The organism is Cognatundibacterium oligocarboniphilum (genome assembly GCF_013377855.1).
Taxonomy (GTDB): Bacteria; Pseudomonadota; Gammaproteobacteria; order Burkholderiales; family Burkholderiaceae_D; genus Undibacterium; species Undibacterium oligocarboniphilum.
This window is the reverse complement of sequence record NZ_JABXYJ010000003.1, coordinates 90,793-102,709: the sequence shown is the minus strand read 5'-3', so window position 1 is coordinate 102,709 and position 11,917 is coordinate 90,793. Positions and strand designations below refer to the sequence as shown.

Annotated in this window: 12 protein-coding genes and 1 other RNA gene; 2 read left to right on the top strand and 11 right to left on the bottom strand. The window is 52.7% G+C overall.

Going from position 1 to position 11,917, the window contains the following annotated elements; genetic code table 11:
• Positions 1–335 precede the first annotated feature (335 nt).
• A complete protein-coding gene (locus tag HV832_RS05795) occupies positions 336–2,309 on the top strand; it encodes a peptidase U32 family protein (RefSeq protein ID WP_176802619.1) in 1,974 nt (657 codons plus the stop codon).
• A gap of 53 nt (positions 2,310–2,362) precedes the next feature.
• On the opposite strand, the gene HV832_RS05790 is transcribed toward HV832_RS05795, so the two are convergent.
• Both HV832_RS05790 and HV832_RS05785 read right to left on the bottom strand, forming a co-directional pair.
• Entirely contained in the window at positions 2,363–2,722 is a 360-nt protein-coding gene (locus HV832_RS05790) for a cytochrome b (RefSeq protein ID WP_223827203.1), read from the bottom strand.
• Between the two features lie 292 nt (positions 2,723–3,014).
• The gene (locus tag HV832_RS05785) at positions 3,015–3,827 is read right to left on the bottom strand and encodes a YdcF family protein (protein ID WP_176802618.1); all 813 of its coding nucleotides are present in this window, start codon (positions 3,825–3,827) and stop codon (positions 3,015–3,017) included.
• A gap of 302 nt (positions 3,828–4,129) precedes the next feature.
• Between HV832_RS05785 and HV832_RS05780 the strand changes: the two genes are divergently transcribed.
• Positions 4,130–5,035 carry a LysR family transcriptional regulator gene (locus HV832_RS05780; RefSeq protein WP_176802617.1) on the top strand — a complete coding sequence of 302 codons (906 nt, stop codon included), beginning with the start codon at positions 4,130–4,132 and terminating at the stop codon, positions 5,033–5,035.
• A gap of 352 nt (positions 5,036–5,387) precedes the next feature.
• Here HV832_RS05780 and HV832_RS05775 read toward each other — a convergent pair whose 3' ends face one another.
• From HV832_RS05775 to HV832_RS05735, 9 genes are all read right to left on the bottom strand, one after another.
• Entirely contained in the window at positions 5,388–5,555 is a 168-nt protein-coding gene (locus tag HV832_RS05775) for a hypothetical protein (RefSeq protein ID WP_176802616.1), read from the bottom strand.
• A gap of 25 nt (positions 5,556–5,580) precedes the next feature.
• Positions 5,581–5,847 (bottom strand): hypothetical protein, encoded by a 267-nt coding sequence (locus tag HV832_RS05770; protein ID WP_176802615.1) that lies wholly within the window; start codon positions 5,845–5,847, stop codon positions 5,581–5,583.
• Positions 5,848–6,062: 215 nt separating this feature from the next.
• On the bottom strand, positions 6,063–6,368 hold the full coding sequence (locus tag HV832_RS05765; protein ID WP_176802614.1) for a PadR family transcriptional regulator: 306 nt from the start codon (positions 6,366–6,368) through the stop codon (positions 6,063–6,065).
• 10 nt (positions 6,369–6,378) lie between these two features.
• The gene (gene chrA / locus HV832_RS05760; protein ID WP_176802904.1) at positions 6,379–7,611 is read right to left on the bottom strand and encodes a chromate efflux transporter; all 1,233 of its coding nucleotides are present in this window, start codon (positions 7,609–7,611) and stop codon (positions 6,379–6,381) included.
• A 415-nt stretch (positions 7,612–8,026) separates the two neighbouring features.
• Positions 8,027–8,386: a transfer-messenger RNA gene (gene ssrA / locus HV832_RS05755) on the bottom strand.
• A 44-nt stretch (positions 8,387–8,430) separates the two neighbouring features.
• Positions 8,431–9,108, bottom strand: a complete 678-nt coding sequence (locus HV832_RS05750) for an HAD family hydrolase (protein WP_176802613.1) — start codon at positions 9,106–9,108, stop codon at positions 8,431–8,433.
• A gap of 27 nt (positions 9,109–9,135) precedes the next feature.
• Positions 9,136–9,840, bottom strand: a complete 705-nt coding sequence (gene ubiG / locus HV832_RS05745; RefSeq protein WP_176802612.1) for a bifunctional 2-polyprenyl-6-hydroxyphenol methylase/3-demethylubiquinol 3-O-methyltransferase UbiG — start codon at positions 9,838–9,840, stop codon at positions 9,136–9,138.
• Positions 9,841–9,990: 150 nt separating this feature from the next.
• Positions 9,991–10,650 carry an outer membrane protein OmpA gene (gene ompA, locus HV832_RS05740; RefSeq protein ID WP_176802611.1) on the bottom strand — a complete coding sequence of 220 codons (660 nt, stop codon included), beginning with the start codon at positions 10,648–10,650 and terminating at the stop codon, positions 9,991–9,993.
• A gap of 292 nt (positions 10,651–10,942) precedes the next feature.
• Positions 10,943–11,620 carry an OmpA family protein gene (locus HV832_RS05735; RefSeq protein ID WP_176802610.1) on the bottom strand — a complete coding sequence of 226 codons (678 nt, stop codon included), beginning with the start codon at positions 11,618–11,620 and terminating at the stop codon, positions 10,943–10,945.
• Positions 11,621–11,917 lie beyond the last annotated feature (297 nt).

Here is an 11,917-nt window from a genome sequence, read left to right as displayed (position 1 = left end):
CACAATGCCAGAGACGGATTGAAATGGATGAAAGCAGCACATCATCAGAGCAGCCGCTGGCCGGGCGTGTCACAGTGATGCCTGACAGTATGCTCGTAACAGTATTTCATACAATACAGAATTTACAGCGATCTGACTGCCATGTATACCGATGGTGATATGGCGTACTGTATTCACTTTAGGTAAGGTCTTTAGGATGCTATCCGGGTATGATTCTTTAGGCTAAAACGAGATATTTTTTCACAGGGAAACCTCTTTTGAAAAAAGCTTTTTTATGACATAAGCCTTTGATTTCGTTATAATTTCGTCCTTTCTCGCTTTTCACGGTCGTTGCCATGAGCCTGTTGCCTCGCCAAATTGAATTACTCTCTCCCGCCAAGAATATCGCCATTGGTAAGGAAGCGATCCTACATGGCGCAGATGCCGTCTACATCGGTGGGCCCTCATTTGGCGCGCGGCATAACGCGAGCAATGAAATCAGCGAGATTGCGGAGCTGGTGCAGTTTGCGCACCGGTATCACGCCAGGATTTTTGTGACGATGAACACGATTCTGCATGAATCCGAACTGGAGCCGGCGCGGCGCCAGATTAGCCAGCTGTACGAGGCCGGGGTGGATGCGCTGATTGTGCAGGACATGGGAATTCTGGAGCTGGATATTCCACCGATTCAGCTACATGCCAGCACGCAATGCGATATCCGCACTATCGAAAAAGCACGCTTTCTGGATGGCGTCGGATTTTCTCAACTGGTGCTGGCGCGTGAGCTGACCATCGAGCAGATCCGTGCGATCAAGGCGGAAGTCCGCACTCCACTGGAGTATTTTGTACACGGTGCTCTGTGCGTGGCCTTCTCCGGTCAGTGCTACATTTCTCATGCCGACAACGGGCGCAGTGCCAATCGCGGTGATTGTTCCCAGGCTTGCCGCTTGCCTTATACGCTGACTGATGACGAAGGCCGGGTGGTCGCTTACGAAAAGCATTTGCTGTCAATGAAAGATAATGATCAGAGTCGTAATCTGGAGGCTTTGCTGGATGCCGGTGTGCAGTCCTTGAAAATTGAGGGACGTTATAAAGACATGGGCTATGTCAAAAATATCACGGCCCATTACCGCCTGTTGCTGGATGAGATTCTGGAAAAGCGCCCTGAATTCACCCGAGCTTCCAGCGGGCAAAGTCAGATTGCCTTCAACCCGGACGTGGATAAAAATTTTCATCGCGGTCATACCGATTATTTTGCCAATGGGCGGCTCGACAATATCGGTGCGTTTGATTCGCCGAAGTATGTAGGACTGCATCTCGGCTATATCAGCCGGATCGGCACCAACTGGCTGGAGCTGGAAACCACGGAAGCAATGGCAAACGGCGATGGTCTGAATTACATGCACAAACGGGAAGTCATCGGGATTCAGGCGAACACGGCTGAGCGTACCGGCAGCAACGAGCATGGCGAAATCTGGCGGATCGTGCCGAATGAAAAAATCACGGATTTGCCCGGCCTGAAACCCGGTATGCCGCTTAATCGTAACCGTGATCAGCGTTGGGAGCAGGCGCTGACCAAAAAATCCGCCGAGCGCAGAATTCCGCTCTGGATGACGCTGACGGATACCGAACAAGGTTTGCGCTTGTCGCTGATGGATGAAGACGGCGTGCAGTCTCAGGTCAGCATGGATCTTCCGCTGGAAGCGGCGCAGCAGGCAGAGAAAGCCGGGGCTGCTCTACATGACAGTCTGGCGAAACTGGGCGGCACCATGTTCCGCGCTGAACAGATCACATTGCAACTGAAACAGGCATGGTTTGTTCCGGCATCGGTGATCAATGCATTGCGTCGGGATGCCGTAACAGCGCACGAGGCGGCTCGCATTGCTGCCTGGCAGCGTCCGGCCCGCACACCAGCCGTCGAACCGCCGGTTCCTTATCCGGAAACCACGCTGAGTTATCTGGCAAATGTGTACAACAGCAAGGCGCGGGCGTTTTATCACAAACATGGTGTGCAGCTGATCGCAGCGGCTTACGAGGCGCATGAGGAAGCCGGTGAAGTGCCCCTGATGATCACCAAGCATTGCCTGCGTTTTTCATTCAACCTGTGCCCGAAACAGGCAAAAGGAGTGAAAGGTGTGCAGGGGCAGGTCAGGGCTGATCCGATGACACTGGTCAGTGGCAGCGAGACCTATACGCTGAAATTTGATTGCAAGCCGTGTGAGATGCACATCATCGGCGCGATGAAAAAGCATATCCTGCAATCACCGCCGCCTTCTTCTGTGCCGTATAGCCCGCTGGTATTTCACAAAACCAGGCCGACAATGCAGTAAGTCGTCAGCCTGGCTACCGACAGCAGACGTCGGGCTGCCAGTGTGAGCGGAAATTATTTTTTCCAGGGCAGCATGCGCAGCAGTGTGCCGTCCTTCTGTATGAACTGGTGATATAGCACTCCCAGAATATGGATGCCGACTACGACATAGACGGCATTGCCCATCAATTCATGAAATTCTCTGATGTTTTGTTTCAGATCCGGATTAGGGGCAATCAAGGTGGGTAACACCATTCCGAAGAAACTGACCTCCCGTCCTCCGGCCTGATAAAACAGCACCCCGGTTACAGGAATGGCCAGCATCAGCAGATACAGCACGCCGTGCACCAGATGGGCACTGCCTGTCTGCCAGCGTGGCGCAGGCAAGGCCGGTGGAGCCGGATAACGGATTCTGGCAGCAATCCTGACCAACAAACATAAAACACCAGCTGTCCTGCCAGCATATGCCAGTTTCTCAGCGTGTCGCGCAGCAGATCACCTTTCGGGATATCGCTACGAATTTCAATGGTGGCCAGTCCGACGGCAATGAGCACAAACATCACCCAGTGCACGATGGCGGAAAGCGGATGGAAACCTTGGGTTGTCATGATTTCAGTCTCTGATGCTGTTCGATGATCGTCGTCATAAAGAAAATTTTCTGTGCGGGCAGATTAACTGATGTGCCAAAGAAAAACGAATATCTGATGACTACCGAAAGATGAAAATTTTAATATTCCCGCAAGATGAATCCGCTGATAAAGGCAAAATATTCTCTTAATCGGGCATTGTAACGGACTAGCAGCGGTGTTTCTGCGCCAGCCAGCCGGGTATTCGGGAAACCTGCCCGATGGGCAATGTAGCTGGCGCGTAATACGTGAAAATCACTGCTGACAATGAGCATGACAGACTCAGGGGAAATTCTGTGCTGAGATAAAACCGGCAGGCTGAATTTGAAATTTTCATAGGTGCTGGTACTGCGGTCTTCCGTCAGAATCCGTGATGGCGCCACACCTTTTGTGCGCAGATAGTCGCTCATAATCTGTGCTTCTGTGCAGTTATGATGCCGCAGCTTGCCACCACTGACCACGATTGCGGCTGCCGGAAAGATATGCGCTGCCTGCAATCCTTTGTTCAGCCTTTCTGTTAATACCGCGGACGGTGTGCAGTCCTTGGGACCGGCACCGAGAATGATGATTGCCACAGGCGCCGGTTGTGATGCGACCGCCAGAGTTTCTTCACGGTATGGTATGACACAGGAAAATACCGCCAGACTCAGTAACCAGAGCATGAACAGCGTCCAGCCCCATAACCATAGCCGGGCATGGGTGACGCTGCGCCGGCGCCATTGTTGCAAGGTATGCCAGCGCCAGCCGCAATAGCCGAGCGCAATTCCCAGCGCCGCTGGAAAAAGAACGCCGAAACTGACAGGCTCCGATATGCTCACCAGGATGGCATCACCCGTTAGCAGAAAACCGCTCAGCAACAGGATGAAGGGTTGAATCTTCCTGAGCGCACGTTGATGGCTGTCTGCGAGAGGCATGAGGCGTCTTGATCTGATTGAAATGGGCATGATTGTAAATGAGGTTTCTTCCTGAGCACAGATTGCAAAGACTTATGCACGGTTGATGCTGTCCGCTTAATTTTGTGAACGGTTGCCGAATTAGCTAGGCTTCATTTGAGGGATGTCAAGGTCACAGATGTACTGAGCGGCGACAATGTGCTGGCATCAGGAAGGGGATTCCCATGTAATTGCCGGAGTGTAATTCTGACGGATACCTGCCGTTGAACGATCGTCAGCAGTCTCATTGGCATCATGCCACCCATGCCATCTCAGGCCGATTTATGAATGTAACCTTCCGACAATTACGCTTATTCCTTGAACTGGCAAATCAGCGCAGTATCAGCGGTGTTGCGCGTCATTTTCAGGTGACACAGCCAACGGTATCCATGCAAATGCGCGAACTCAGCGACGAAGTGGGTTTGCCGTTGTATGAAGTGATCGGAAAGCGTTTGTACCTGACTTCTGCCGGGGATGAGTTGGCCAGAACAGCAAAGGTGATGGAAGATGAATGGCGTGCCTATGAGCAGTGTATTGCCGGAATGAAGGGACTGACCTGCGGGCATCTGAGCATCGCCGTTGTCGGTACCGCCAAATATTTCATGCCTTGTCTGCTGGCTGCTTTCAGTAAGACGTATCCTGAAGTGGATATCGCACTGGAGGTACAGAATCGTGAAGTAATTTTGCAACGCCTGAGAGAAAATCGTGATGATTTCTGCATTATGTCGATACCGCCGGACGACATGGATATCGTGAGGCACACTTTGATGCCCAATCCGCTGGTCATGATCGCATCGCAGACACATCCCTTTGCCGGGCAACAGGGATTGCGACTGGAAAAACTCTGCGGGGAGCGATTTATCCTGCGCGAAACAGGCTCCGGCACCCGGCTTGCCTGTGACTGGTATTTTGCCAGCCGTGATTTTTTACCTCAGGTCCGGATGGAGCTGGGTAGTAACGAAGCTATCAAACAAGCAGTGGCCGGTGATATGGGATTGAGCGTGTTATCCCGTCATGCGCTCAATACAAACCTGAAAAATCATGCACTGGCGATACTGGATGTACTGGATTTTCCATTGCAGGAAAACTGGTTTGCGGTGCATTTGCAGGGAAAACGGCTGTCGCCGGTTGCCAAAGGATTTCTGGATTATCTGCAGGCAAATGCCGGTCAACCTTTGGCTGCAGCATAAAGCCTTTTCGATCAGTGAGACTGGCACATCACCTTACTGATACTGAATAACGCCTCCGATATTGATGAACTGTTCCGGGATTTTTCCGGACAGTTTATTCGCGCACCACCTCTCCTTCTTGTAGCTGTTCGTTTATAGCGAGCCGGCACCGTATCAACTTCAAGGCAAGGTGGCTGAGAGCAAATAGAATGCGGGTTGTCCGTCTTTTCTCAGATAAGTTTTGATTTCCGTATTCAATGCGCCTAGTGTAGTCAATTGCACCCGGTATTTTTCAGTATCTTTCTGATTCCAATAGAGGACGTTAACGCGTTTAAAGTTTGTCCTGTCAGGATTTTTTGTGAACGCATTAAAATCAACTGCATATGCAAACTGATTTCCGGTGAGGAATGCAAAAAGGCATCATAAATCCCCATTCAGGGAAAATATAAAATTCATTTATATGCTGCGTCAGCGCTTCGCTTGCCATCTCATTCATCGCAACAGGCATTTTTCCGGTTCCACCGGTTTCTTCCAGTTTCACAAAAAAATGGTTTTGCTGATAGATGTTATCCGTTGATAACGCATATACCTGGCAGCAGAATCACGGCGTTCGCAAGTTTCGCCCATTTCACCACAAAACGGGTAGCTTCAAAGTTGAAACAAAGCTGGGCGATAAGTTGTGCGCCAAGTAGATATATAGCAAAGGCGTAATGACGGAAAAGCGGTGAGCCCACACCGGCGAACGCATTCGCGACAAGATCGCCGCCAGCAAGCGTAAGGGTATGTGGATGGGTGGTGTCCCTCAAGGAGATCGCCGCCGAAGGAGTCGACAACAGCTACATCAGCCGAATGGTCAACCTGACCACGCTGGCGCCATCCTCGACGACGCGATGCCGAACCACGTCACGCTGTTCGATTTGGTGGTCGATCCGCCCGCACTTTGGGATGAGCAGCACGCCAGACTCAAGTAGTTACTGGCGGTCTCCTGTCGTTTTCAGAGGGCGAATGCATGAAATGTCAGGACTCGTCTGCACTACACGTGAGGCCGTCATTTGCCCTCGATCAGTTCCCCAAAAAGCTCACGCACCTTAGTCTTTGCGGCGGCCAAGGCGACCCGCCCTTGGACAGTGATTTCATATATCCGTCGGTCTCGCCGACCTGTGCGCTCATGACGAGAGGTGAGATAGCCCTTCTTTTCCATGCCGTGCAACATGGGGTATAGCGTTCCGGCGCTCAATTCATAGCCGTGGTGGCGCAGTTCTTCGATGATGCCCAGTCCGAACACTGGGCCTTCGCCTGCGTGATGCAGGATGTGTAGGCGGATCAGCCCACCATAGAGATCTTTGTCGGTCATCGCTCGACGATCAAACGAGGCTTACCAGCCAACCTGCCACACCGCAGCCAACCACGACGAGCCAAGGCGGCAGCTTCCAGAACATCAGGGCGACGAAAGCGATGACCGCGATGCAGAAGTCTCGCGGCGCATGGATGGCGCTTGTCCATACCGGGTGATAGAGCGCGGCCAACAACAGACCGACCACTGCTGCGTTGACGCCCATCAGTGCTGCTTGCGTGCGCACGTTGCGGCGCAGCCGCTCCCAGAATGGCAAGGCCCCCGTTACCAACAGGAAGGACGGCGCGAAGATCGCCAACAGGCAAACCATGCCGCCGATCCACCCCGAAGGGGCGACGTTCATCGAAGCTCCCAAGAAGGCCGCGAAGGTGAACAGCGGACCGGGCACGGCCTGCGCTACGCCGTAGCCCGCGAGGAAGGCGTCATTGCTGACCCAGCCCGGAGGCACGACAGCAGCTTGCAGCAGGGGCAGCACGACGTGGCCGCCACCAAAGACCAGCGCCCCCGAACGGAAGAACGCGCTTACGTCTGCGATGACTTGGTAAGGCAGCAGCGCGGTCAGCATGGGCAGGCCGACTAGCAGGCCGAAGAACAACGTCAGCCATAGCACACCGGCACGGTGCCTGACGGTGACGGGCAGCGGCTCATGGTCTTTGGCCGGTTCCGGCTTGAACAGGAGAAGTCCCGCGACGCCAGCAGCAGCGATGACGCCGACCTGCCCAAAAGCAGACGGCACAAGCAGGGCGATGCAGGCTGCAACCGCCATGATCGTGACCCGAGCTGTGTCCGTGCATAGGTTTTTTGCCATCCCCCACACCGCCTGCGCAACCACGGCGACCGCCACCACCTTGAGGCCATGCAACGCGCCCACAGGGATCGTGGTGGCATGGCTTGAAAGACCGAGAGCGAAGAGGATCAGGGCAATCGCCGAAGGCAGGGTGAACCCGGCCCATGCGGCGAAAGCTCCGCTGTAACCGTGACGCGAGAGGCCCAAGGCCATGCCGACCTGGCTGCTGGCTGGCCCCGGCAGAAATTGGCAAAGGGCGACCAGGTCGGCATAGCTACGTTCGCTCAGCCAGCGGCGCCGATTGACGAACTCATCGCGGAAGTAGCTGAGGTGTGCAATCGGTCCGCCAAAGGAGGTCAGGCCCAGTCGCAGGAACACCAGAAACACGCCCCATACGCTTTCCTTCTGATCGCGGCTCTCGGCGGCTAGCGGAGTTGCTTGGCGTATCGTCGTCATGGCTTGCGACCAAGGTTGTATCGCTGATTGGTCAGTGGAGGGATCGGTGCGTGAATGAGCGGTTTCATGACGGCTCCGTTGGGTGTGGATTGTCATATTATCGCATTTCGATATCGAAGAACGATAACAATGCCTAGCCATTCCCTTTGGCCCGACCAATGACGCAATCAAACCGCTTGAATCGTCCGCGCGTAACCCATTGATTCATAACGGCGTATGCGCCGGTCTTTGCGGACTTCGGCCCTTTGGCGGGATGTGGGGGCGGAGAGAAGAATGGCCAGGAGAGAGCCGAATGTGGCCCTGAATGGGCCGGATGGCCAGTTGGTGCAGTCCGCAGGAATCCGCACGAACCCCCGCGACCACGCGGGAACCCGCAAGAAAAAAGGCCAACCGAGAGTGGTTGGCCTTCAAATATTGGTGGAGTCGGCGGGAATCGAACCCGCGTCCAGAAGCACTCTACAGACAGTTCTACATACTTAGTGCTGCCATTTGATTTAATCCTGACGACGCGGACGCACACGCTGCGGCAGGACGAGTTACCTTAAGTTTAATCCTGCGCCAAGTAACCCGGTTCAGGACGATTCCCTATGAATGTCCTTACTGCTGTTGCCAGCCCACCCTAGGGAAGAGGTGGTGTAAGGTTAACCGGTATTAAGCGGCTAATGCGTACGAGTTATCGTTTGCAGTTATATAGTTCAGATTGTATTTACGAGGTAGTCTGGCCTCGGTATGCCCTGCGCTGCTTTGCAACCCCTGTCGAAACCAGGTCGACCCCAAGGTTTCGTTAGTATATCCTATGTGTGGATCGGAGCGAAAGTTTCAAGAGCCTACTGCCTGTAAATGTTTGGCTCGGACCAGTTCCAGCAATTCCAGTGGGCTGTCGATGATGGCATCGGCTTTCCAGTGTTTGGGTTCGGTTGCTCCACAATAGCCCCAGGCCGCCGCAACGCTGGTCATACCGGCCGCTTCTGCTGCCTGTATGTCGCGCAAGTCATCGCCGATGTACCAGCAGTATTCTGACCGTACCCCTAATCTTCTTGCTGCTTCCAGCAGCGGTGCCGGATGTGGTTTCGCATGCGGCGTGGTGTCGCCGGATACGACGCAGCGCGCTTCTTGTAAATCGAGCAATGGGATCAGCGGATTGGTGAAGCGCATGGCTTTGTTGGTCACAATGCCCCAGCTGATGCCCAGATCGTCCAGCCCTCTGAGCAGCGTCCGGACATGATCGAACAGACGACTATGGATTGCGAGCGCAGATTCGTACTGATTTAAAAATTCAATCCGCATTGGCTCGTAAGTTTCATCTTCCTGGCTGATATTAAAACCGGCGCCGAGCAATCCTCTTGCTCCGGCAGAGGCAAATGGCCGCAGGCTGTGATAGTTGACCGCAGGAAGATTTCTTTTGCTGCGCATAGCATTGATTGCTGCAGCCAGATCTGGTGCGGTATCTGCCAGTGTGCCGTCCAGATCGAATAAGATTGCTTGTGGGATATACATAAAAACAGAAAGTAATGTGGACAATAATCAGCCGGGGCGCTGGCAGGCAATCATATAGTTCACACTGGTGTCGTTGTTCAGTGAGTAAATTTTGGTGAGCGGGTTATAGCTCAATCCTTTCATCGTCTGCAATTCCAGGCCGGCATTACGCACGTCCTGAGATAGTTCGGCCGGAGTGATGAATTTGGCGTAGTCATGTGTTCCTTTTGGTAATAACTGCAGCAAGTATTCTGCTCCGATAACCGCGAACAGGTAAGACTTCAGATTTCTGTTGAGTGTTGAGAAAAAGACGCTTCCGCCAGGTTTGACCATCTGCGCGCAGGCACGGATCACGGAGGCCGGATCGGGAACGTGCTCCAGCATTTCCATGCAAGTGACGACATCAAACTGGGCAGGTTCCGCTTGCGCCATTTCTTCCGCGGAAATTTTTTGATAGCGGATATTCACGCCTGATTCGAGGCTGTGCAGATCAGCGACTTTTAATGCTTTCTCCGATAAATCAATACCGGTTACCGTAGCGCCTTTTTTTGCCATAGACTCAGCCAGAATACCACCGCCACAGCCGACATCGATCACCCTTTTGCCATGCAACGGGATGCGCTGATTGATCCACTCAAGTCGTAGGGGATTAATTTCGTGCAAGGGACGGAATTCTGAGCTGGGATCCCACCAGCGGTGAGCCAGTTCGCTGAATTTCTGGATTTCTGCCGGATCTGCATTCAATGTGGACATGATGTATTTAATCGGAGAGTGCGTAGAACGCAAAAGAGTAAAACCGTATTGTAGGCGAAGGACTGGCCGGAGGCATTAGCCGGTGTCAAAGCATGACCTAAAAACAAGAAACCCCGCCGCAGCGGGGTTTGTGTAAGCAATCAGATCTGATTACTTAGCAACGTTGCGTGTACCAACCACTTCGATTTCAACGCGGCGGTTTTTAGCACGGCCTTCGGAAGTTTTGTTATCAGCAACTGGTTGTTTTTTGCCCTTGCCTTCAGTGTAAACACGGTTAGCATCGATGCCTTTGCTGACCAGATATGCTTTAACTGCTTCTGCACGGCGTACAGACAGTTTTTGGTTGTAAGTATCTGTACCGACAGAGTCAGTATGACCAACAGCAATAACAACTTCCAGATTGATTGCTTTGAGCTTGGATGCCATGTCATCCAGTTGTGCTTTGCCTTCTGGCTTCAGAACAGACTTGTCGAAGTCGAACAGTGCGCTGGCAGCGAAAGTCACTTTTTCGGAAGTCGGTGCTACAGGAGCTGCTGGCTTAACTGGGGCCGGAGCTGCAACTGGTGCAGGAGCTGGCGCAGGAGCTGGTGCAGCTTCTTTGACCAGGGGAGCATCGCAACCGGCCACTGCGTCAGCAGGTGTCCAGTAACCTGTACGCCAGCACAGACCGAATGGATCACGTGCAATCACGCCACGGCCGTCTTGTACGTAACCGCTGGTAGGTGTGCTTGCCTTGATGTCTTGTTGTGCAGAAGCGGAAAAGGATGCCACTGCGGACGCTGCGATAACGAGTTTAACTAAATTTTTCATATTATCCTCTCGACTGAGATTGAATTACCGCAGATAAACTGCGCAAATGACTGCATAAAACCAGATGATACCACGTGGTTGATGACATTACTATTTCGTCAAACAGTGAACTGCTATAAATCAACATTGTGCCATAAATCACAATTGTGCCAGATGCATTGCCAATTTACTCAATACTCTGTTCTCCAATAATGTCGTGTGGCGGCAACGGAATTGTAGATTTTTCTTAAAAGAAAAGCATTTAAAGCAGCTTAATCATATCTCATACCAGTTTGAGTCTTTTGTGTAGCTGTTATTTTTGCAGCCCTTTAACTTCAATGACAACGCGCCGGTTCGGTGCCAGGCATGCTTGTAATTGTTTTGTCGGAAGATGTTCGTCACACGCTTTAATCTGTTGTGTTTTTCCCATGCCCATGGTGTCGATCATGGCCTTGACTCCCCGGCTGGTGAGATAGCTGGCAACAGCATCAGCTCTTTTTTCAGATAGTTTCTGGTTGTATTGCTGATTTCCGATCAGATCCGTATGGCCGGTCACGATGATGATATCGAGCTTTGCGCACTGAGCGATCTTGCCGATGAGATCTTTGTCAATGCGCTGTTTTGCGGCTGTTTTCAGTGCGTACTGGTTGAAATCAAAGCTCTCGTCATTTTGCAGGGTAATACTGAAATCGCAACGCTTTGGGGCTGATGCGCTGGCCGCGACCACCGGTGCAGTGACTGGGGCTGGTATGACAACCGCAGGTTTTTCGGGGGAATTGACAGGTGGCGTCAGCGGGCCGTCGCAGCCGGCCACGGCAGCCTGTGTTGTCCAGCTGCCTGTGTGCCAGCACAGACCGCTGCTGCTCCGGACTGCGGTTGTTCTGCTGTCCTGTGCATAGGCACCATCTTGCCGGCTGAGGGAAATGTCGCTCTGTGCCCACGCACTGCCTGCCAGAAAGACGGCTGAAATGGATAAGATCAGTTTTTTCATGATGAATCTCCCTTTGTTGTTGTCGTGAAGTTGTTGTGTCTGTTGATTAAATCACGGGCATTGCCTGCCGGTTGTCATCTTGACGACAGTCAGGCAGATATTTAGCAATGCTGTCCGAAGGTTGCATTCTGTACAGTGTTTTGCCAGGAATGGCGCTGAAGCACATCGCGGCATGTTAGAATCAAACGTTAAACGCCCGAAACATTCCGGGGCTCAGGATGAAAACAGAGGGACTCTGCCAGCCGCTTCCGGTAGCGCCCGCTTATCCAGGATTGGAAGAGTTTCTCCCTGAGTCCG

Coding starts and splice junctions, on each gene's coding strand:
- HV832_RS05785 (WP_176802618.1), bottom strand. CDS start 3,827: ATGCCTCTCGCAGACAGCCATCAACGTGCGCTCAGGAAGATTCAACCC.
- HV832_RS05735 (WP_176802610.1), bottom strand. CDS start 11,620: ATGAAAAAACTGATCTTATCCATTTCAGCCGTCTTTCTGGCAGGCAGT.
- HV832_RS05795 (WP_176802619.1), top strand. CDS start 336: ATGAGCCTGTTGCCTCGCCAAATTGAATTACTCTCTCCCGCCAAGAAT.
- ompA (WP_176802611.1), bottom strand. CDS start 10,650: ATGAAAAATTTAGTTAAACTCGTTATCGCAGCGTCCGCAGTGGCATCC.
- HV832_RS05750 (WP_176802613.1), bottom strand. CDS start 9,108: ATGTATATCCCACAAGCAATCTTATTCGATCTGGACGGCACACTGGCA.
- HV832_RS05765 (WP_176802614.1), bottom strand. CDS start 6,368: ATGACCGACAAAGATCTCTATGGTGGGCTGATCCGCCTACACATCCTG.
- chrA (WP_176802904.1), bottom strand. CDS start 7,611: ATGACGACGATACGCCAAGCAACTCCGCTAGCCGCCGAGAGCCGCGAT.
- ubiG (WP_176802612.1), bottom strand. CDS start 9,840: ATGTCCACATTGAATGCAGATCCGGCAGAAATCCAGAAATTCAGCGAA.
- HV832_RS05780 (WP_176802617.1), top strand. CDS start 4,130: ATGAATGTAACCTTCCGACAATTACGCTTATTCCTTGAACTGGCAAAT.